Origin of the sequence: Caballeronia sp. EK, assembly GCF_014384845.1 — a bacterium.
GTDB lineage: Bacteria > Pseudomonadota > Gammaproteobacteria > Burkholderiales > Burkholderiaceae > Caballeronia > Caballeronia jiangsuensis.
In genome coordinates, this window is the sequence record NZ_JACSUE010000006.1 from 1 (window position 1) to 19,695 (window position 19,695).

Annotated in this window: 19 protein-coding genes, 1 pseudogene and 1 riboswitch; of the genes and pseudogenes, 11 read left to right on the top strand and 9 right to left on the bottom strand. The window is 62.7% G+C overall.

Annotated elements, in window-relative coordinates; translation table 11 throughout:
* Positions 1-314 precede the first annotated feature (314 nt).
* Together IAG25_RS18450 and IAG25_RS18455 are read left to right on the top strand one after the other, a co-directional pair.
* Entirely contained in the window at positions 315-1,994 is a 1,680-nt protein-coding gene (locus IAG25_RS18450) for an FAD-dependent oxidoreductase (RefSeq protein ID WP_187606145.1), read from the top strand.
* Positions 1,994-2,203 carry a DUF2783 domain-containing protein gene (locus tag IAG25_RS18455; RefSeq protein WP_035503765.1) on the top strand — a complete coding sequence of 70 codons (210 nt, stop codon included), beginning with the start codon at positions 1,994-1,996 and terminating at the stop codon, positions 2,201-2,203. The genes IAG25_RS18450 and IAG25_RS18455 overlap by 1 nt, the downstream gene beginning before the upstream one ends.
* On the opposite strand, the gene mobB is transcribed toward IAG25_RS18455, so the two are convergent.
* On the bottom strand, positions 2,182-2,724 hold the full coding sequence (gene mobB / locus IAG25_RS18460) for a molybdopterin-guanine dinucleotide biosynthesis protein B (RefSeq protein WP_187606146.1): 543 nt from the start codon (positions 2,722-2,724) through the stop codon (positions 2,182-2,184). The two genes, IAG25_RS18455 and mobB, sit on opposite strands and share 22 nt — an antisense overlap.
* Positions 2,725-2,896: 172 nt before the next feature.
* Here mobB and IAG25_RS18465 point away from each other — a divergent pair, with 172 nt between their 5' ends.
* Positions 2,897-5,419: an adenosylcobalamin-dependent ribonucleoside-diphosphate reductase gene (locus IAG25_RS18465; RefSeq protein WP_187606147.1), complete on the top strand. Its 2,523-nt coding sequence runs from the start codon at positions 2,897-2,899 to the stop codon at positions 5,417-5,419.
* 49 nt (positions 5,420-5,468) lie between these two features.
* Here IAG25_RS18465 and IAG25_RS18470 read toward each other — a convergent pair whose 3' ends face one another.
* The 4 genes and pseudogenes from IAG25_RS18470 to IAG25_RS18485 form a co-directional block, all read right to left on the bottom strand.
* Positions 5,469-5,618, bottom strand: a complete 150-nt coding sequence (locus IAG25_RS18470) for a hypothetical protein (protein WP_187606148.1) — start codon at positions 5,616-5,618, stop codon at positions 5,469-5,471.
* A 33-nt stretch (positions 5,619-5,651) separates the two neighbouring features.
* Entirely contained in the window at positions 5,652-6,023 is a 372-nt protein-coding gene (locus IAG25_RS18475; RefSeq protein WP_187606149.1) for a DUF4148 domain-containing protein, read from the bottom strand.
* Positions 6,024-6,211: 188 nt separating this feature from the next.
* Positions 6,212-6,743 (bottom strand): annotated as a pseudogene (locus tag IAG25_RS18480) (GNAT family N-acetyltransferase).
* A 21-nt stretch (positions 6,744-6,764) separates the two neighbouring features.
* Complete coding sequence (locus tag IAG25_RS18485) at positions 6,765-7,775, bottom strand: LysR family transcriptional regulator (RefSeq protein ID WP_187606150.1); 1,011 nt, start codon at positions 7,773-7,775, stop codon at positions 6,765-6,767.
* 219 nt (positions 7,776-7,994) lie between these two features.
* Between IAG25_RS18485 and IAG25_RS18490 the strand changes: the two genes are divergently transcribed.
* From IAG25_RS18490 to IAG25_RS18510, 5 genes are all read left to right on the top strand, one after another.
* Entirely contained in the window at positions 7,995-8,813 is an 819-nt protein-coding gene (locus tag IAG25_RS18490) for an alpha/beta hydrolase (RefSeq protein WP_187606151.1), read from the top strand.
* 81 nt (positions 8,814-8,894) lie between these two features.
* Positions 8,895-10,097 carry an efflux RND transporter periplasmic adaptor subunit gene (locus IAG25_RS18495; RefSeq protein WP_187606152.1) on the top strand — a complete coding sequence of 401 codons (1,203 nt, stop codon included), beginning with the start codon at positions 8,895-8,897 and terminating at the stop codon, positions 10,095-10,097.
* A 31-nt stretch (positions 10,098-10,128) separates the two neighbouring features.
* A complete protein-coding gene (locus IAG25_RS18500) occupies positions 10,129-13,329 on the top strand; it encodes an efflux RND transporter permease subunit (protein ID WP_187606153.1) in 3,201 nt (1,066 codons plus the stop codon).
* A gap of 5 nt (positions 13,330-13,334) precedes the next feature.
* Positions 13,335-14,834 (top strand): efflux transporter outer membrane subunit, encoded by a 1,500-nt coding sequence (locus tag IAG25_RS18505; RefSeq protein WP_375336529.1) that lies wholly within the window; start codon positions 13,335-13,337, stop codon positions 14,832-14,834.
* Positions 14,835-15,008: 174 nt separating this feature from the next.
* Entirely contained in the window at positions 15,009-15,233 is a 225-nt protein-coding gene (locus IAG25_RS18510) for a hypothetical protein (protein WP_035503703.1), read from the top strand.
* A gap of 21 nt (positions 15,234-15,254) precedes the next feature.
* Here IAG25_RS18510 and ppk2 read toward each other — a convergent pair whose 3' ends face one another.
* A complete protein-coding gene (gene ppk2, locus IAG25_RS18515) occupies positions 15,255-16,151 on the bottom strand; it encodes a polyphosphate kinase 2 (RefSeq protein WP_187606155.1) in 897 nt (298 codons plus the stop codon).
* A gap of 256 nt (positions 16,152-16,407) precedes the next feature.
* On the opposite strand from ppk2, the gene lhpI reads away from it, so the two are divergent.
* On the top strand, positions 16,408-17,337 hold the full coding sequence (gene lhpI / locus IAG25_RS18520; protein ID WP_187606156.1) for a bifunctional Delta(1)-pyrroline-2-carboxylate/Delta(1)-piperideine-2-carboxylate reductase: 930 nt from the start codon (positions 16,408-16,410) through the stop codon (positions 17,335-17,337).
* 115 nt (positions 17,338-17,452) lie between these two features.
* Positions 17,453-17,764, top strand: coding sequence for a hypothetical protein (locus IAG25_RS18525; protein ID WP_035503697.1), 312 nt, complete (start codon positions 17,453-17,455; stop codon positions 17,762-17,764).
* 109 nt (positions 17,765-17,873) lie between these two features.
* On the opposite strand, the gene IAG25_RS18530 is transcribed toward IAG25_RS18525, so the two are convergent.
* From IAG25_RS18530 to IAG25_RS18540, 3 genes are all read right to left on the bottom strand, one after another.
* Positions 17,874-18,188: an antibiotic biosynthesis monooxygenase family protein gene (locus IAG25_RS18530; RefSeq protein WP_035503695.1), complete on the bottom strand. Its 315-nt coding sequence runs from the start codon at positions 18,186-18,188 to the stop codon at positions 17,874-17,876.
* Between the two features lie 42 nt (positions 18,189-18,230).
* Complete coding sequence (locus IAG25_RS18535) at positions 18,231-18,602, bottom strand: DUF1428 domain-containing protein (protein WP_187606157.1); 372 nt, start codon at positions 18,600-18,602, stop codon at positions 18,231-18,233.
* A 79-nt stretch (positions 18,603-18,681) separates the two neighbouring features.
* The gene (locus IAG25_RS18540) at positions 18,682-19,257 is read right to left on the bottom strand and encodes a histidine phosphatase family protein (protein ID WP_187606158.1); all 576 of its coding nucleotides are present in this window, start codon (positions 19,255-19,257) and stop codon (positions 18,682-18,684) included.
* A gap of 47 nt (positions 19,258-19,304) precedes the next feature.
* A riboswitch (cobalamin riboswitch) is annotated at positions 19,305-19,430 on the top strand.
* Positions 19,431-19,459: 29 nt separating this feature from the next.
* On the opposite strand from IAG25_RS18540, the gene IAG25_RS18545 reads away from it, so the two are divergent.
* Positions 19,460-19,693 (top strand): CbtB domain-containing protein, encoded by a 234-nt coding sequence (locus IAG25_RS18545; RefSeq protein WP_187606159.1) that lies wholly within the window; start codon positions 19,460-19,462, stop codon positions 19,691-19,693.
* The last annotated feature ends 2 nt before the right edge of the window (positions 19,694-19,695 follow it).

Below are 19,695 nucleotides of genomic sequence, written 5' to 3' on the forward strand. Positions count from 1 at the left end.
CCCGATACACGATGATCAAAGTGTCAACTATGTCCCCGACGAAAGTGTCAACCATGTCCCCGGTCTATACACAGCAGCAAAGAAAGTGACTGCCGCCCCGCACAGGGGCAGTGCTAATAAACCGACACGAAACCGGGATCCGGCGACCCCCACCCCCACCCCGCAAAACGGAACCAACCTACGGGTAAACCTAGATTCAACAGTATAAAACCACTTGTACAATGATAAACAACTAACCCAGAGCGAAGAAATTCGCACCCGAGCTGAACGCGTCTTGCAAAGACGACAAAAGGCCCGACGATGGAGACGATCGAATGTCCGTGAACTACGCCAGTCTGCGTTTCGACTACGAGCGCGCACCCGAGCACGATGCGCCCGTGTTATCGCCATATCCCGTCGCCGTGATCGGCGCGGGCCCCGTCGGTCTTGCAACGGCGATCGAACTCGCGCAGCAAGGCGTGCGCACCGTGCTGCTCGACAACGACGACACGGTCTCGACCGGCTCGCGCGCCATCTGCTTCGCCAAGCGCACGCTGGAAATCTTCGATCGCCTCGGCTGCGGCGACAGAATGATCGAGAAGGGCGTGAGCTGGAATGTCGGCAAGGTCTTTCTGCATGACGATCTCGTCTACACGTTCAATCTCCTGCCGGAAACGGGGCATTCGCGGCCCGCGTTCATCAACCTGCAGCAGTACTACGTCGAAGGCTTTCTCGCCGAACGCGCGATGGAGCTGGAGCAACTGCAATTGCGCTGGAAGAGCAATGTGACCGGCGTGTCGCAGCATGAAGATCACGTCGAATTGCAGGTCGAAACGCCCGACGGCACGTATGCGCTCAAGGCACAGTACGTCGTGGCCGCCGATGGCGCCCGCAGCCCGATGCGCAAGTGCCTCGGTCTCGACAGTCACGGCCGCACGTTCAAGGACCGCTTCCTCATCGCCGACGTGAAGATGAAGGCGCCGTTTCCGACCGAGCGCTGGTTCTGGTTCGATCCGCCGTTTCATCGGAATCAGTCGGTGCTGCTGCATCGTCAGCCGGACAACGTATGGCGCATCGATTTTCAGCTCGGCTGGGACGCGGACCCCGTCGCGGAGAAAGAGCCCGAGCGTGTGATTCCGCGCGTGAAGGCGCTGCTCGGCGAAGACGCCGAATTCGAACTGGAATGGGTGAGCGTGTACACGTTCTCGTGCCTGCGCATGGATAGCTTCAGGCATGGGCGCATCATTTTCGCGGGCGACGCGGCGCATGGCGTGTCGCCTTTCGGGGCGCGCGGCGCGAACAGCGGCGTGCAGGACGCGGACAATCTCGCGTGGAAGCTGAAGCTCGTCGTGAACGGCGATGCACCGCACACGCTGCTCGACACCTACGCATCGGAACGGGAATACGCCGCCGACGAAAACATCCTCAACTCGACACGCGCCACCGACTTCATCACGCCGAAGAGCGCGGTATCACGCCTCTTTCGCGACGCGACGCTCAATCTCGCGAAGGATTGCGCCTTCGCGCGGCGCATGGCGAACAGCGGACGTCTTTCGGTGCCGGCGGTCCTGCGCGACTCGACGCTCAATACGCCCGACGCGGACGGCGACACCTTCGATAGCGCGATGATTCCCGGCGCACCGTGCGTGGATGCGCCCGTGCGCGTCGGTGACCGCGATGCGTGGCTCTTGCCTCAGACCCACGGCGGCGCATTCACTGGCATCTATTTCTGCGGACTGGGTCACGGCCCCGATGTCTGCGCGCAAAGCCTCGCCGCGTTAGCGAACGCGCCGTTGCCCGTGCGCGCGCTCATCGTCGTGCCGAGAGGCATGACCTGCAGCGTGCCGGGCGTGACCGTGATCGAAGATATGGAAGGCATGGTCGCGCATCGCTTCGATGCACGGCCCGGCACGTTCTATCTGCTGCGTCCCGATCAACACGTGTGCGCGCGCTGGCGCGCCTTCGATGCCGCATCGGTTACGGCCGCGGTCAAACGTGCAACCTGCAACGGATGATGAATCGTATGAAGCTCAATCTCGAACTGAATATCGCGGATCACGATGCGTTCTACGAGCGCCTCATCGATACGCACAACGGACTCTCCGACGAAGCGAGCCAGATGCTCAACGCGAAGCTCGTGCTGCTGCTCGCGAATCACATCGGCGATAACGATGTATTGAAAGAAGCGCTCGCGATGGCGCGTCACGGTCTCGCCGCGAGCTGATCCTTCAGCACGATGCCCACGCGTTCGCAGATGAACGCGCCGATGCTCGCGACGTCGTTCAGATCGAGCATCGGCAAGCTCGACTCGATCGCGGCGGCATCGTCGGTTGCAATTGCAACTATCTCCACATCGGTCCTGTAGAGCGGATCGCGGCCCGCCGATGGCCGCACGACTTCGAGCCGCGGCATCGCTTCGCGCGCGAATCCTTCGACGATCACGAGGTCCGCGTGCGACAGGCGTGCAGCCAGCTCGGCAAGCGGCGGCTCCGCGTCGCCGTTCAACTCACGCACGATCGCATACCGGTAGGGCGACGCGATCAGCACTTCCCCTGCGCCCGCGCGGCGAAAGCGCGCACTGTCCTTGCCCGGCGGCTCCAGTTCGATCGAGTGATGACTGTGCTTGATGACGTTGACCGTGATGCCGCGAGCGCGCAGCCACGGCAACAGCGCTTCGATCAATGTGGTCTTGCCCTGGCCCGAGCGGCCCGAAATGCCGAAGAGCGGCGGATGACGCGAGTTCATGCGTATGGTCGGCTGATTGCTTTGGTTTCGATCAGACGAGTTTAACGGGTCGATGGCGAGCGCGGAGAATTCGCGCTATCGTCGGGCATTGCCTTTGCGGCACTTCACGCCAGCGCGCGCAACGCTTTTCCGACCCCATCGCGCGAGGCGCAGCAATCAAAGGATCTCCGACATGGCAGAAGACAATCCCAGCACCGCTCTCGCACCGCAGCAGTTCTCCATCGACGTGATGCTCGAAAAATATGCCAAGGGCGACGAGACGCGCGTCGAGGATATTTATCGCCGCGTGGCGCGCGGTGTCGCACTTGCCGAGCCGAAAGAGGCGCGCGCGAAGATCGAAGCGGAGTTCGTCGATAACTTCAAACGCGGCGCGCTCGGCGCGGGGCGCATCATGAGCGCGGCCGGCGCGGGCATCGACGCGACGCTCATCAATTGCTTCGTGCAGCCCGTGGGCGACGCGATACAGAGCGTCGATGCCAACGGCTTGCCGGGCATCTACGTCGCGTTGCTGCAGGCCGCCGAGACGATGCGTCGCGGCGGCGGCGTCGGCTATAACTTTTCCGCGATCCGTCCGCGCGGCGCGCGCGTGCATTCGACGGGATCGGCGGCGTCGGGTCCATGCAGCTACATGGACGTGTTCGATGCATCGTGCCGCACGGTCGAGAGCGCGGGCTCGCGGCGCGGCGCGCAAATGGGCATTCTCGATTGCTCGCATCCCGACCTGCTCGAATTCATCGCGGCAAAACATACGAAAGGGCGCTGGAACAATTTCAATGTGTCGGTCGCGGTGACCGACGAGTTCATGCAGGCCGTCGCCGATGACGCCGCCTGGCAACTCGTGCATAAGGCCGAGCCTTCACCGGCGCAGCGCGCGGCCGAGGACATGCATCAGCGCGAGGACAGTCTTTGGGTCTATCGCGAAGTGCGCGCGCGCGAAGTATGGAACACGATCATGCGCTCGACTTACGATGTCGCCGAGCCGGGTGTCGTGTTCATGTCGCGCATGAACGACGACAACAATCTGCGCGCGGTCGAATCGATCCGCGCGACCAATCCGTGCGGCGAACAGCCGCTGCCCGCATACGGCTGCTGCAATCTCGGTCCGCTCAATCTCACGCGCTTCGTGCACGATCCGTTCGCGCAGATGCGTGGCGGCGCACCGTCCTTCGACTGGGACGCACTCGCGCGCACGACGCGCACGCAAGTGCGCTTTCTCGACGATGTGCTCGACGTCACGCTCTGGCCGCTCGAGGAGCAGGCGCGCGAAGCGGCCGCGAAACGCCGCATCGGCGTGGGCTTCACAGGCCTCGGCGATACGCTCGTGATGCTCGGCCTGCGCTATGACGCGCAGGAAGGGCGCGACTTCGCTATACGAGTCGCACGCACGATGCGTGACGAGGCGTATCGCGCATCGGTCGAGCTCGCGAAAGAGCGCGGCAAGTTTCCGCTGTTCGATGCGAAGCGTTATCTGGAGGAGGGCACGTTCGCCTCGCGCCTGCCCGACGACATCAAGAGCGCGATACGCGAGCACGGCATCCGCAACAGTCATCTGCTGTCGATAGCGCCGACGGGCACCGTGAGCCTCGCGTTCGCGGACAACGCGTCGAATGGCATCGAGCCCGCGTTCTCGTGGACTTATCAACGCACGAAGCGCATGGCGGATGGCACGCGTCAGACCTTCCCCGTCGAAGATCATGCGTATCGGCTTTATCGCGAGATGGGCGGCGACGTGAACGCGCTGCCCGAGTACTTCGTGAGCGCACTGGAGATGTCCGCGCACGATCACATGGAGATGATGGCCGCGGTGCAACCGTTCGTCGATACGTCGATTTCGAAGACCGTGAACGTGCCCGCCGATTATCCCTTCGACAAGTTTCAGGATCTTTATTTCGAAGCATGGCGGCGCGGATTGAAGGGACTCGCGACATACCGGCCCAACGAGACCCTGGGCGCGGTGCTTTCCGTCACGCCCGCCGAAACGCCGAGCGATTCACCGGACCCCGAGCTCGATCTCGATCCGTTGCGCATTGCGATCGATCATCGGCCGAGAGGCGAGTTGCCCGGCATCATCGAGAAGGTCGAGTATCTGACGCAGGCGGGAAAGAAGTCGCTTTATCTCGCGGTGTCGTTCATCGAAGTGACGGGGCGTATCGGCGGCGAGGACGTGACGATCGAGCGGCCCATCGAGTTCTTCATTCCCACGGGGCAGCGCGACGAATCGCAGCAATGGATCACGGCGACGATGCGTTCGCTCTCGCTTGCCGCGCGCGGCGGTTTCGCGGCGCGCACGCTGCAGGATATGCGCAAGGTGTCGTGGGATCGCGGTCAGGTGCGTCTCGGCGATGTCGAACGGCTCGACGGACATCGCAGTCCGCGCTGGCACGATTCGGAAGTCGCGGCGCTAGCGTATGCGATCCAGCAGATTCTTTATCGCCGCGGTTTTCTCGACGCAGAAGGAAACCAGGTACCGTCGCGCGTGCTTGCGCGCAAGCGTGCCGATGGCGCGCCGCATCCGGTAGCTGTAGCCGATGAACGCGAAGAGGTATCCGAGGGTATCGCGCGAAGCGAGATCGATCCGCATAGCCTTCCCCTGATGCACGGCCGAAAATGCGCGACGTGCGGTGCCAATGCAGTGATCCGCAAGGATGGCTGCGACTTCTGCACGGCATGCGGCGAAATCGGGGCGTGCGGTTGAGTTGAAGAAAAAAAGGCGCGGGCTTTTGTCCGCGCCTTTCATGTCACGCTCAGTGCGAGCGTTCAGTGCTCTCTTGCTTCGTCTCTTGCACAACAGCCGATGTATGCGCGGTGTGTTGCGTGAACGGATGCCATACCGGCGTCAGTGCAGGAAGTTCGTCGAGAAGCGAGAACTGATCGAGTGATGTGTTTTCAAACATGATGACCTCTTGAATCTTCTTCTGACGGAGTGATCAGCGCGCCGTTACGTTGCCTTGCGTTGCCGAGCCGTTGGCATACCCGACGATCTCACGGTTGCGCGCTTCCGCCTGCGCCGCATCGCGTGCGCCTTGCTCGCTTTGAGCGGCGACGGCATCGCCCCACATACTGCGTTCCGGATACGAATTGCGGTTCAATGCCGGCAGAGAACCGTTCGAATAGGCGGCCACGAGTTCGGCGCGAACTTGTGCGCGTGTCTTCGGCGTATCGCTCGAAGTCGCTTGCGTTTGCGTCTGAACCTGATACGTGCCTGCCCGGCCGATACCCTGACCGCCTTCCGCGAACGCGGTTGTCGTGACGACGGCGGAAATGGCTGCGAGAGAGAACCCCGTGATGAGCTGCTTCATGCTTGCGACTCCTTTCATTCCGATGCTGCGTGCGGGCAAATGCGGATTGCAATTGACGGATGAGCACGCTGCGTTAGGGATGAATGTAGTCGCGTCGCAGAGGGGGATAAATGCCGTATCAGCGAATAGATTTATCGATTTCGGCGAATAATCGCGTGAAGGCTTGTGGGGCGGGCGTTTGCGCGCCGCTAAGCGAGTTGCTTATGGAAGAAAGTCGTGCCGCAAAAACGTGCCGTCGGGCATCAACGCATAGTTCGGCACGACGCCCACACGCTGCCATCCCGCGCGTTCATAGAGGCGCTCGGCATCGCCGCCGGTAACGGTGTCGAGCACGAGAACCGACTTGCCCGCGGCGCGCGCTGCTTCGTCGGCGGCGATCAACAGACGCTGTGCAATGCCGCGTCGCCGTGCCCGACGCGCGACGAGCATCTTCGCGACATCCGCGCGATGCGGCTGATTCTCGGGCTGATCGGTGACGATCTGCACCGTGCCCAGAACATGCCCTTCGGCGTTCTCCGCAACGAGCAGGATGCGCTCGTCACGCGCGATGCCGTGCATCACGCGTGTCCAGAATTCGATAGCTGTGGCACGCGAGATCGGCGGCATGAAACTGATCGACGCGCCGCCTTCGACGCAATCGATCAGCACGTCCGCCAGCGCTTCCACATACCCCGATGCTTCATTCGCGCCGACGCGGCGCACGGTGATGCTTTCGTTCATCGTTGGTCTTGTGCAAAGCCGCTATGCAATGACATCCTCGGTGCCCGCAACCTCCGGCGTGCCATGCCGCACGATCGTGGGCGATGCGGTGCTCGTCGGCAGGCAGCGTTCTTCCGCATCCTTCTGGCCTTGCAGAAGCGGGCAGCGTTCGAACAACTCGGCTGCCCAGTCGACGAACACGCGCACCTTCGGCGACAGATGCCGATTATGCGGATACACCGCGGAAATCGGCATCGGCAGCGGATTCCATTGCGGCAGCACTTCGACGAGCTCGCCCGCGCGCAGATGCGGCAACGCCATGAAGCGCGGCACCTGAATGATGCCGACGCCCTTCAGCCCGCAACTCAGATACGCTTCGGCGTCGTTCACCGCGATCATGCCGCGCATCTTCACTTCGATGGTTTCATCGTCGATGACGAAGTCCATATCCATGACGCGTCCCGTGCGGCTCGAAAAATAATTCACCGCCGTGTGATTCTGCAAATCCTCGATCGTTTTCGGCGTGCCGTTGCGTTCGAGATATTGCGGGGCCGCCACCGTCACGCCCTGAAACACGCCGATGCGGCGCGCGACGAGACTCGAATCCTGCAGCGTGCCCACGCGAATCACGCAGTCGACACCTTCCTGGATGAGGTCGACCGGCTTGTCGCCGAAGCCCATCATGAGTTCGATTTCCGGGTAGCGCGTATGGAAATCGCACAGCTGCGGCATCACGATGAGCCGCCCGATCGCGCCCGGCATGTCCACGCGCAGCTTGCCGTGCGGTCCCTTGCCATTGTTCGAGAACGAGCCTTCCGCTTCCTCGATATCCGCGAGGATGCGCACGCAGCGCTCGTAATACGCAGCGCCGTCGGGCGTGAGATTGAGCCTGCGCGTCGTGCGCTGGAGCAGGCGCACGTTCAGATGCGCTTCCAGATTCTGGATGATCGTCGTGACTGAGGCGCGCGGCAGATTGAGCGTGTCCGCTGCGCGCGAAAAGCTGTTGGTGTCGACGACGCGGGTGAAGACCTGCATTGCTTGTAGCCGATCCATGTTCTCTCACCTTCTTTACTTAGCGTCGCAACTATTTAAGCGAGCGCTAAAAAAATAGCCGGATAAACAATCGCAAGGGATAACCACGATTGTTCGGTGCGACCGAATTGTGTTGCCGGATTATAGGCATTTATTAAAAAAGGCGCGGACTCCAGAATTCGCAGCATCGCAACTCATGCGTGACGGCCTTGCAGCACGGGCCATGCACCGAGAATAACCATGACATCACTGTTGGATCTGGAGTCGAGCCCCCGTTTGTGCATCGAAGATGTGCACATCATGGGACACGCGCAGCCGATCACGTTGCGCAGCTATCGTCCCGCATCGGATGGCACGGTGCTGCCCATCGTTCTTTACTTCCACGGCGGCGGTTTTATTCGCGGCGGACTCGATGACGCGGACACCGCCGCTGCGACCATTGCCCGCGATACGCCCGCGTGGGTCGTATCGGTCGGCTATTCGCTCGCGCCGAAGTTTCCGTTCCCCGCCGCGCCCGAGGACGGCTATCGCGCGGCGCAGTGGGCCGTCGCGAATGCCCGCGCGCAGCGTGCGGACCCGCAGCGTATCGGCGTTGCCGGTCACGACGCGGGCGGCAATCTTGCGACCTGCGTCGCGGCGATCGCACGTGATCGTGGCGATATTCGCATGTCCGCGCAAGCGCTGCTCGCACCGCTGCTCGATCCGAGCATGACGCGCCTCGCCGACGAACGCAAAGTGCTGTGCCCCGATTTCGAAGCGTGCGAATGCGCGCAGTGGTATCGCGCGTATCTGCCGAATCCTTCGCAACGCCTGCATCCGTATGCCGCGCCGCTCGAATCGCGCCGTCTCGGTGGCCTGCCTCCCGCCATCATCGCGAGCGCCGAGCACGACCTGCTGCATATCGAAGCGGAGAAATACGCGGGCGAACTGATCGCCGCGGGCGTGCCGACCGAAGTGACGCGTCATGGCAAGACCTCGCATCAGGCGCTCGCCGCGCATCCCGATGCGCTCGCCGATGTCGTCGTGTTCTTCAGAAAACGCCTGGCGCGCGCGAAGTAAGCGCTGAAGTTAAGCGCAAGAAACGGCACGCCACGCACGCACCACACAACAACAATCTCAAATCAACCGGAGCCTCTCACCATGTCTTTCACTCGCAAACGCATCTACGCCGCGCTAGGCGCGACGCTGATCATCGTTGGCGCGGGCGGATACACCGCCTGGCGCGGTCACGGCGACTCAGCGATGAACGAAGCCAAAGCCGCCGCCCACAGTCCGACCGCAACGGAAGTGGATGTAGCGGCCGTGGTGTCGAAGACCATCACCGACTGGCAGAGCTATTCGGGCCGTCTCGAAGCGGTCGATCACGTCGACATTCGCCCGCTCGTGCCGGGCACGATCGTCGCGGTGCATTTCAAGGACGGCCAGCTCGTGAAGAAGGGCGATGCGCTCTTCACGATCGACCCGCGTCCGTACGAAGCCGAAGTGGATCGCGCGCAGGCGCAACTCGCGGCGGCGCAGGCGCGCAACGGCTACACGTCGACGGATGCGGCGCGCGCGGAACGGCTGCTCGCCGATAACGCGATCGCCAAGCGCGACTACGACGAGAAGCAGAACGCCGCGCGCGAGGCCGTCGCCAACCTGAAGGCCGCGCAGGCTGCGCTCGAAACCGCCAAGATCAATCTCACCTACACGCATATCGTCGCGCCGGTCGCGGGACGCGTGTCGCGCGCGGAGCTCACGGTGGGCAACATCGTGTCGACGGGTGCGAATGCGCCGTTGCTGACGACGCTCGTGTCCGTGTCGCCGATCTACGCATCGTTCGATGTCGATGAACAGACGTACTTGCGTTATCTCGGCCGCGATGCGGGCAGCGCGGTGCCGGTGTCGCTCGGGCTCGCGAACGAGGACGGCTATTCGCGCGAAGGTGTCGTCGATTCCGTCGATAACCGGCTCGATACGACCTCCGGCACGATCCGCGTGCGCGCACGTTTCAACAACCCGGACGGCACGCTCGTGCCGGGTCTCTATGCGCGCGTGAAAGTGGGCGGCGGCACGCCGCACCCGGCCGTGCTCGTGGAAGACGAAGCCATCGGCACCGATCAGGACAAGAAGTACGTGATGGTCGTCGACAAGGACAACCGCGTGCAGTACCGCGAGGTGACGATCGGCCAGACGCATGAAGGTTTGCGTGTCATTTCGAAGGGCCTGCAGCCGGGCGAGCGCATCGTCGTCAATGGCCTGCAGCGCGTGCGTCCCAACGATGTGATCAAGGCCAACAACGTCGCGATGAACGATAGCGGCGCTGCACCCGCGCCCGCCGTGAAGACGGCATCCACGCAGTGATGCGCGTCATCCGCAACAGACAGAACCCGTCATGAACATATCCAAATTTTTCATCGACCGTCCGATCTTCGCGGGCGTGCTATCGGTGGTCGTGCTGCTCGCGGGCATCATCGCGATGTTCAAGCTGCCGATCTCCGAGTATCCGGAAGTCGTGCCGCCTTCGGTCGTCGTGCATGCGCAGTATCCGGGCGCGAACCCGAAGGTGATCGCGGAAACCGTGGCCTCTCCGCTTGAAGAGCAGATCAACGGCGTCGAGGACATGCTCTACATGCAGTCGCAAGCGAATAGCGACGGCAACCTCACGACCACGGTCACGTTCAAGCTCGGCACCGATCCGGACAAGAACACGCAGCTCGTGCAGAACCGCGTGAACCAGGCATTGCCGCGTCTGCCGCAGGACGTGCAGCGTCTCGGCGTGACGACGATCAAGTCATCGCCGACATTGACGATGGTGGTTCACCTGAACTCGCCCAACGGCCGTTACGACATGACGTATCTGCGCAACTACGCGCTGATCAACGTGAAGGACCGGCTCGAACGCATCGCGGGCGTGGGCGAAGTGCAGTTGTGGGGCTCGGGCGATTACTCGATGCGCGTCTGGCTCGATCCGCAAAAGGTCGCGCAGCGCGGCATGACGGCGACCGATGTCGTCAACGCGATCCGCGAGCAGAACGTGCAGGTCGCGGCCGGCGTGATCGGCGGTTCGCCGACGCTGCCGAACGTGCCGCTGCAACTGAACGTGAATGCGCGCGGCCGCTTGCAGAACGAGTCGGAGTTCCGCGACATCGTGCTGAAGACATCGCCGGATGGCGCGGTGACGCATCTCTCCGATGTGGCACGCGTCGAACTCGCCGCATCGGAATATGGCTTGCGCTCCTTGCTCGACAACAAGTCGGCGGTTGCGATCGCAATCAATCAGCAGCCGGGCGCGAACTCGCTGCAGATCTCCGACGAAGTCCGCAAGACGATGAAGGAGCTGAAGGCCGACATGCCGGCGGGCCTCGAATATCAGATCGTCTATGACCCGACGCAGTTCGTGCGTTCGAGTATCGAAGCGGTGATCCACACGCTCGCGGAAGCGATCGCGCTGGTGGTGCTCGTGGTGATCGTGTTCCTGCAAACGTGGCGCGCGTCGATCATCCCGTTGCTCGCGGTGCCGGTATCGATCGTCGGTACGTTCTCGCTGCTGCTCGCGTTCGGCTTCTCGATCAACGCGTTGTCATTGTTCGGGATGGTGCTTGCAATCGGTATCGTCGTCGACGATGCGATCGTGGTCGTCGAGAACGTGGAGCGCAACATCGAGTCGGGCTTATCGGCGAGAGACGCGACGTATCAGGCAATGCGGGAGGTGAGCGGGCCGATCATCGCGATTGCGCTGACGCTGGTCGCCGTGTTCGTGCCGCTCGCGTTCATGTCGGGTCTCACGGGCCAGTTCTACAAGCAGTTCGCGATGACCATCGCCATCTCGACGGTGATCTCCGCGTTCAACTCGCTGACGCTGTCGCCCGCACTCGCTGCAATGCTGCTGAAGGGTCACGACGAGCCGAAGGACTGGCTCACGCGAGGCATGGACCGCGTGTTCGGCGGCTTCTTCCGCGGCTTCAACAAGGTGTTCCATCGCGGCTCGGATGCGTACGGCAAGGGCGTGAAGAGCGTCATCAATCGCAAGGCAGTGATGATGGCCGTGTATGCCGTGCTGCTCGCCGGCGCCGTGCTGATGGGCAAGGTCGTGCCGGGCGGTTTCGTGCCCGCGCAGGACAAGGAGTATCTGATCAGCTTCGCGCAACTGCCGAACGGCGCATCGCTCGACCGCACCGAAGGCGTGATCCGGCAGATGTCGGATATCGCGCTCAAGCAGTCGGGCGTGGAAAGCGCGGTGGAGTTCCCGGGCTTGTCGGTGAACGGCTTCACCAACTCGTCGAGCGCGGGCATCGTGTTCGTCACGTTGAAGCCCTTCAAGGAGCGTGTGCATGACAAGGCGCTGTCCGCGAATGCCATCGCGGGCGCGCTGAATCAGAAGTACGCGGGCATCAAGGGTTCGTTCATCGCCGTGTTCCCGCCGCCGCCGGTTCTCGGTCTCGGCACGCTCGGCGGCTTCAAGATGCAGCTCGAGGATCGCGGCGCGCTCGGCTATGCGGCCCTCGCCGATGCCACCCAGGCGTTCATCAAGCGCGCATCGCAGACGCCCGAACTCGGACCTACTTTCTCCAGCTATCAGATCAACGTGCCGCAGTTGAATGTCGATCTGGATCGCGTGAAGGCGAAGCAACTGGGCGTATCTGTGACCGACGTGTTCGACACGATGCAGGTCTATCTCGGCTCGCTCTACGTGAACGACTTCAATCGCTTCGGACGCGTGTATCAGGTGCGCGTGCAGGCGGATGCGCCGTTCCGTGCGAATCCGGAAGACATCGGCTTGCTGAAGACGCGTAACGCGAATGGCGACATGGTGCCTTTGTCGTCGCTCGTGAAGGTCACGCCGACATACGGCCCCGAAATGGTCGTGCGCTACAACGGCTACACCGCCGCGGATATCAACGGCGGGCCGGCTCCGGGTTATTCGTCGGGGCAGGCGCAGGCGGCGGCGGAACGCATCGCGGCGGAAGTGCTGCCGCGCGGGATCAAGTTCGAATGGACCGATCTCACGTATCAGCAGATCCTCGCGGGCAACGCGGCGCTGTGGGTGTTCCCGATCAGCGTGCTGCTCGTGTTCCTCGTGCTCGCCGCGCTGTATGAAAGCCTGACGCTGCCGCTCGCGGTGATCATGATCGTGCCGATGAGCATTCTGTCCGCGCTGCTCGGCGTATGGCTCACCGATGGCGACAACAACATCTTCACGCAGATCGGTTTGATGGTGCTGGTGGGCTTGTCGGCGAAGAACGCGATCCTGATCGTCGAGTTCGCACGCGAGCTGGAGATGCAGGGCCGCTCCATCGTGCAGGCCGCGATCGAAGCAAGCCGCCTGCGTCTGCGCCCGATTTTGATGACGTCCATCGCGTTCATCATGGGTGTGGTGCCGCTCGTGCTGTCGACGGGCGCGGGCTCGGAGATGCGCCACGCAATGGGCATCGCGGTGTTCTTCGGCATGCTGGGTGTGACGCTCTTCGGTCTGATGCTGACGCCGGTGTTCTACGTGATCCTGCGCAAGCTCTCTCGTACCGAGCACGTGACGGACAAGCACGGCTCGCATCCGCAGATGCGCGGTATCGGTGCCTCCTACGAGGCGCAATGAGGTCGATGATGAATAAGCTACATGTTTTATCGAGTCTGATGGCCACGCTGTTGCTGGTGGCGGGCTGCTCGCTCGCGCCCACTTACGAGAAGCCCGACGTCAACGCGCCGTCCGCATACAAGGAAACGCCGCAAAAGACGCTGGACGCATCGGAAGCGGGCACGTGGAAGACGGCGCAGCCTTCGGAAGAGATGATGCGCGGCGAATGGTGGACGATCTTCGACGACGCCGCGCTCAACGATCTGGAAAAGCAGGCGCAGGACGCGAACCAGAACCTGAAGGCGGCAGCGGCGCGCGTGAAGGAAGCGCGCGCGATCAACCAGACGGCGCGCGCCGGTCTCTTCCCGACGCTCGATGCGGGCTTCGGCCCGACGCGCGAGAAGTTCTCGCCGGCATCGCAATTCCTGCCTGCCGATGGCAACGTGCCCGCGCAGACGCTGTGGCGCGCGCAGGCGAGCGCGTCGTATGAAGTGGATCTGTTCGGCCGCGTGGCGGACTCGGTGCGGGCGGCGAACGCCGACACGGAGCAGAGCGAAGCATTGTTCCGCTCCGTGCAGCTCGCGTTGCAGGCGGATGTCGCGCAGAACTACTTCAATCTGCGCGAACTCGATGCCGAGACGGATGTCTTCACGCGCACCGTGCAGTTGCGCGAGGAAGCGCTGAAGCTCGTGCAGCGCCGCTATACCGAAGGCGATATCAGCGAACTCGACGTTGCGCGCGCCAAGTCGGAACTCGCGACGGCGCGCTCGGATGCGATGACGGTGCAACGTCTGCGCGCGGCATCGGAACACAGTCTCGCGGTGCTGCTCGGCAAGGCGCCCGCCGAGTTCTCGGTGGCCGCGAACCCGCTCAAGCCGGTGACGGTGCGCGTGCCGCCGGGGCTGCCTTCGGCGCTGCTCGAACGTCGTCCTGATGTCGCGTCGGCGGAACGCGCGATGGCGGCGGCGAATTCGCGCATCGGCGTGGCGAAGGCGGCGTTCTTCCCGTCGCTGACGCTGACGGGCTCGGGCGGCTTCGAATCCGCGACGCTCGGCGATCTCTTCAAGTGGTCGAGCCGCACGTTCCTGCTCGGGCCATTCGCGGGCACGGCGCTGAACATCCCGATCTTCGATGGCGGCCGTCGCAAGGGCAATCTCGCGAATGCGCGCGCGGTGTATGAAGAGGATGTCGCGAGCTATCGTCAGCAGGTGCTCGTCGCGTTCCGCGAGGTGGAGGACAACCTTTCGGATCTGCGCATCCTCGAAGACCAGACGGCGACCCAGGACGATGCCGTGAAAGCGTCGGTGCGCGCGGCGCAGCTTTCGCGCACGCAGTACACCGAAGGCGCGGTGAACTATCTCGACGTGATCGACGCGGAGCGCACCGTGTTGCAGACGCAGCGCGCGTCGGTGCAGTTGCGGGGCACGCAGGCGGTATCGACGGTGAATCTGATCCGCGCGTTGGGCGGCGGCTGGGGCGATGCGAAGCCTACGCCGGTGCCTGAGCCGAGTCTCGCTCAGAAGTGATGTGAACATGGCCCTGCACCAAGCAGGGCCATTTCGTTAGTGCGCCCGCTGAAAAGACAGATCGAAGAGACGAGGCCGATTGTTCGTCTTACGGAACATATGTCTTCACCTTCCGAGCGTTTATCCGCAGGGCTCCAATCCTTAAAATTCTATTCATGGGATAGGGAGCCGAAGATGAAAGACTTGATCGCAAAACAACTGTATCAGCCGGCGGTGGTGCTGCCACTGCTGCTGTTGACGCGCCTGATGGTCACGCTCGACTTCAATCTCGCGCAGGTCATGTTCGTGATGATGCTCAAGGGTTCGCAGCACGCATATCAGTTCGCGCTGCGCCACACCGTGGCGCGTCAGCGCAGCAATGTCGCCGTGAAGCATGTCCCCTGCAACAACTGCTGCTGACCCGCGGCGCGTCATCGAACCTCAATAGATTTCGGGAACGTACATTTCATCCGGCACGGGCTGGCGCAGATAATCGGGGTTGAATACGCGATCGGGCAGTTCGATAGGCTGATGCTCGATCTCGTGATAAGGCACCTGGCTCAACAGGTGATGAATGCAGTTCAGGCGCGCACGCTTCTTGTCGACGGCCTGAACGACCCACCACGGCGCTTCCGGAATGTGCGTGCGCTGGAGCATGACTTCCTTGGCGGCCGTGTACGCCTCCCAGCGGCGGCGGCTCTCCAGATCCATCGGGCTCAGCTTCCACTGCTTGAGCGGATCTTCGATACGCGCCTCGAAGCGCACTTCCTGTTCGTCGTCGGTGATCGAGAACCAGTACTTGACGATCTGGATGCCACTGCGCACCAGCATCTTCTCGAACTCGGGAACCGAGCGGAAAAATTCCTCATACTCTTCGTCGGTGCAAAAGTTCATCACGCGCTCGACGCCCGCGCGGTTGTACCAGCTTCGATCGAACAGCACGATTTCGCCCGCCGCGGGCAAGTGCGTGACATAACGCTGGAAATACCATTGTGTGCGTTCGCGATTGTTCGGTGCGGGGAGCGCCGCGACGCGGCACACGCGCGGATTCAGCCGCTGCGTGATGCGCTTGATCGCGCCGCCTTTGCCCGCCGCATCGCGTCCCTCAAACAGCACGACGAGACGATGCCCCTTGTTCACGACCCAGTCCTGCAGCTTCACGAGTTCGCCCTGCAGACGGAACAGCTCGCGGAAATAGGTCTTGCGCAAGACCCGCTCTTCTTCCGAGAAGGTCGATTCGCCGTCCAGGAAGCGATCGTCCACCTCCATCTCGAACTCTTCGTCATAGCTGTCGATGATGTCGGCATGGAAGCGGCGCTGTTTTTCCGTCTGATTCATGAAGGGCTCCGTGGGCGTTCTTGGGCTGCCGTCGTCGGGATGACCGGTCGGCGCGGGCGGCGCGATTATGACGCTATTCGATGGCAGTCGTATGACAACGGTCGATTCAGGCATTGTAGAAAGCGGCGCGCGCGGGCTCAAATCCGGTTTGCCGCTTTGTGACAAGGCGCCGCGCGCCGTTAGAATGTTCCGGCATTTCGATGGCATGCCGATGGCACAGTCAACCGCATCTCAACATCCACAGCGAGCGAACACGATGACCGCAACGATCCAGAGTTTCGACGAAGCCCAAACCGCGCGCCTCGTGCCTTATGACCGGCTCGTGGACACGCTCGCCGCGACGATGCTCGATTACGCGGCCGGCCGCATCGTGAGTCCGGAGCGCATGGTCGTGCCGATCGAGGGCGGCGTCATGCTGTCGATGCCCGCGAGCGCCGCCGATATCGCAATGCACAAGCTCGTGAACGTGTGCGCCGGCAATGGCGCGCGCGGCCTGCCGACGATTCACGGTCAGGTCACCGCATACGACGCCGCGACGGGCGTGCCGCAATTCATGCTCGACGGTCCCACGGTGACGGGGCGGCGCACGGCATCGGTGTCGATGCTCGCGATCCGCGCGCTTCATGCCGCCGCGCCGCGCGAAGTGCTCGTGATCGGCACGGGCAAGCAGGCGGCGTATCACGTCGAGGCGCTCGCCGCCGTTTATCCGGATGCGCGCGTTCGCGTGCAGGGCTCGCGTCCCGAACGCGCGCGCGAGTTTTGCGCCGCGCACGCGTCGGCTTCGGGCAATCTCGCCGCGCTCGACGACGCCGCGGTCCCCGATTCGATCGATGTCGTCATCGCCGCGACCACGAGCAAGACGCCCGTCTACACGATGCCCGCGCGTGCGGGGCGGCTCGTGATCGGCGTGGGCGCCTTCACCGCCGATGCCGCCGAGATCGCCGCCGCGACCGTCCACGCGAGCGAGCTTTATGTCGATGACCTCGCGGGCGCGCGTCACGAAGCGGGCGATTTCATTCTCGCGGGCGTCGACTGGAACGCGGTGCATGCGCTCGCCGAAGCGCTCGCCGCTCCGAAAAAGGCCGAGCGTCCCGTGATGTTCAAGTCGGTCGGCTGCGCGGCGTGGGATCTCGCGACGTGTCGCGTCGCGCGCGCGGTTTTGTCGGAGGAAAACGGCTCGCACTGAAAGTTCGGTTGGAACGGTACTTGCTGACGGTTTGCTTAATGATAGAGGCGCAACGGCGTCACGAGATAAACGGCGCAGGCCATGCGCCAAAGCAATCGAGCCAGCGAACTGACCCATGAAAAGTCGATACGACAGCAAGTGGCACCCGTGGATTCCGGCGCACGACGACGGTGGCGAAGGTGCGGGCGCAAACCGAAAGGCGCTCCCGCATGCGTCCGCCTCACCGCCCGCGGCTTACTTCATCTCCGTGCTGGAGCTTGCAACAGGCGAAAAACTCGGCAGCGACGAGCGTGTGCGCGCCGTCGCGATGCTCGAATCGCAGTTCGGCGAGGGCCGGCCGCGCACGCTGAAAGAAGCGGTCCGTATCTGCGCGGCGGCGATCGATTCATCGACGTTGCAGCGCATGGCGCGCGGCGCAAAGGCCTGAAAAAAGGTCCGATAAAACGACCAATCCGAAGCGCGCTTTTTTCACACGCTTGTAAAACGCGCGTGTTCGCCGAAAAACGCGCGATCGTTCGAGCGCGCGCGTCGGCCTGTCATTTGACGGTCTGAATCACTTCGAAGCCTTCGAACTCCGGATGTCCGAGATAAAGCTGGCGTGTCTCGCCGCCGGCATTGCGATGCGCCGCGCGAAACGCGTCCGAGCGCGTCCAGTCCTCGAAAGCCGCCTGATTCGCCCAGATCGTGTGGCTCGAATACAGGACGTGATCGTCCTTCACCGGGCCCTTGAGCAGATGAAACTCGACGAAACCCGGCACGTCCTTGAGATGCGTGTCGCGACTGGTCCAGAGGCGTTCGAAATCCGTCTCGGCGCCGGGCACGATCTTGAAGCGGTTCATGGCGATATACATGTCGATGCGTTTCCTTAACCGTAGAGTCAAAAAATAAAACGATCAGCCGCGCTCCAGTTCGACGAGCGTCGTGAAGCCGCCGAAGAACATGCGCTGAGGATCGAACGGCGGCTCGCCGGACTCCATCATCGCCTTGAGGCGCGGGTCTTCCATTACTTTCGCATTGACGCTGTCGCGCTGCTCGCGCGACTCGTAGACGATATACGAGAACACGACGGTCTCGCCTTCCTTCTGTTGCACGCTCTGCGGAAACGACGTGAGCTTGCCGGGCTTGACGTCGTCGGCGATGGTTTCCACGAATTGCAGCGCGCCATGCTCCATCCAGATCTTGCCGGCGGCTTCGGCCATGGTGCGGTAGGCGTCGATCTTGTCGATCGGCACGGGTACGACGAATCCATCCACGTAATGCGCCATCTGAGTCTCCTGAATCGGTTCGAAAGCGGACCGCGCATGCGATGCGCTGCTCGTTTGAGCGATTCGTAAGCGATGAAGTTCAGGCCGGCTGATGGGGCAAATCCGCCTTCCATGCTTCGGCGGCCGATGCGCGCTTGAGCACCGTGGACGAAAGCGGCGCGAAGTTCATCCGGTAGACGGATTCGAGCGGCATGCCGAGCGCATGCGCGAGCGCCACTTTCACGACGATCGCATGCGTGACAACGATGCAGCGCTCGCACGCATTCAGGCCATCGATGAACTCCAGCCCATGCGCGACGCGCACCGCGAGCATGGCGATGCTCTCGCCGCCATGCCCGCGCGCCTGCGGATCGGCGAGCCATGCAGCGACATGTTCCGGCTCGCGTTCGCCTGTCTCGCGTATCGATTGCCCGCGCCAGCGGCCATAGTCGATGTCGTCGAACGCGGGGACGATATCGAATGCATCCGCGATCCATGCTGCCGTCTGACGTGCCACGGGCGCTGGGCCTGAAATCACGCGCGTAGCGTCTTGCGGCCCCACGAAGCTTGGCGCGAGCCGCGAGCGCGCGTCGTGCTCGGCGAGCTCGTCGCCGTTGGGAAAGTGACCGGTTTTCATCGCACGCGTGGCCGCGTGACACAACAGAATGAGTTCCAAGGGGCGTCAGGGCAATTCGGAATCGTTTTACTTTGCCGCCGATCATCATAGAATGGCAAGCTTGCAGTGCGAGGAAGCCGGTGCAAACCCGGCACGGTCGCGCCACTGTATGCGTTCGTCAGCGTGAAAGCGTTGCGCCGCGAGTCAGACCCCGCTGCAAGCTCTTCGTCAATCGGGACGCGCTTTTCCCTGGAGAACCATCATGAATGCTTCCAGCACGCCGGTCTTTTCCGCTCCGGTTTCCCCGTCGCTCGACGCACCCGTACCCATTCCGGTGCGCGAAGTGCTGCCGTGGGCCGTCTTCATCGGCCTTCTTTTGCTGATCGCCATTTATTTCGTCGGCGCGGAGCAGGGCGCGACGTCGATCTTCTCGGGCATGTACGTCCACGAATTCGTTCACGACGGCCGGCATCTGCTCGGCTTTCCGTGCCACTGAGG

Excerpts from the sequence above, each read along its gene's own strand:
- IAG25_RS18450 (WP_187606145.1), top strand. The coding sequence starts at position 315 with ATGTCCGTGAACTACGCCAGTCTGCGTTTCGACTACGAGCGCGCACCC.
- IAG25_RS18455 (WP_035503765.1), top strand. The coding sequence starts at position 1,994 with ATGAATCGTATGAAGCTCAATCTCGAACTGAATATCGCGGATCACGAT.
- mobB (WP_187606146.1), bottom strand. The coding sequence starts at position 2,724 with ATGAACTCGCGTCATCCGCCGCTCTTCGGCATTTCGGGCCGCTCGGGC.
- IAG25_RS18465 (WP_187606147.1), top strand. The coding sequence starts at position 2,897 with ATGGCAGAAGACAATCCCAGCACCGCTCTCGCACCGCAGCAGTTCTCC.
- IAG25_RS18470 (WP_187606148.1), bottom strand. The coding sequence starts at position 5,618 with ATGTTTGAAAACACATCACTCGATCAGTTCTCGCTTCTCGACGAACTT.
- IAG25_RS18475 (WP_187606149.1), bottom strand. The coding sequence starts at position 6,023 with ATGAAGCAGCTCATCACGGGGTTCTCTCTCGCAGCCATTTCCGCCGTC.
- IAG25_RS18485 (WP_187606150.1), bottom strand. The coding sequence starts at position 7,775 with ATGGATCGGCTACAAGCAATGCAGGTCTTCACCCGCGTCGTCGACACC.
- IAG25_RS18490 (WP_187606151.1), top strand. The coding sequence starts at position 7,995 with ATGACATCACTGTTGGATCTGGAGTCGAGCCCCCGTTTGTGCATCGAA.
- IAG25_RS18495 (WP_187606152.1), top strand. The coding sequence starts at position 8,895 with ATGTCTTTCACTCGCAAACGCATCTACGCCGCGCTAGGCGCGACGCTG.
- IAG25_RS18500 (WP_187606153.1), top strand. The coding sequence starts at position 10,129 with ATGAACATATCCAAATTTTTCATCGACCGTCCGATCTTCGCGGGCGTG.
- IAG25_RS18505 (WP_375336529.1), top strand. The coding sequence starts at position 13,335 with ATGATGAATAAGCTACATGTTTTATCGAGTCTGATGGCCACGCTGTTG.
- IAG25_RS18510 (WP_035503703.1), top strand. The coding sequence starts at position 15,009 with ATGAAAGACTTGATCGCAAAACAACTGTATCAGCCGGCGGTGGTGCTG.
- ppk2 (WP_187606155.1), bottom strand. The coding sequence starts at position 16,151 with ATGAATCAGACGGAAAAACAGCGCCGCTTCCATGCCGACATCATCGAC.
- lhpI (WP_187606156.1), top strand. The coding sequence starts at position 16,408 with ATGACCGCAACGATCCAGAGTTTCGACGAAGCCCAAACCGCGCGCCTC.
- IAG25_RS18525 (WP_035503697.1), top strand. The coding sequence starts at position 17,453 with ATGAAAAGTCGATACGACAGCAAGTGGCACCCGTGGATTCCGGCGCAC.
- IAG25_RS18530 (WP_035503695.1), bottom strand. The coding sequence starts at position 18,188 with ATGTATATCGCCATGAACCGCTTCAAGATCGTGCCCGGCGCCGAGACG.
- IAG25_RS18535 (WP_187606157.1), bottom strand. The coding sequence starts at position 18,602 with ATGGCGCATTACGTGGATGGATTCGTCGTACCCGTGCCGATCGACAAG.
- IAG25_RS18545 (WP_187606159.1), top strand. The coding sequence starts at position 19,460 with ATGAATGCTTCCAGCACGCCGGTCTTTTCCGCTCCGGTTTCCCCGTCG.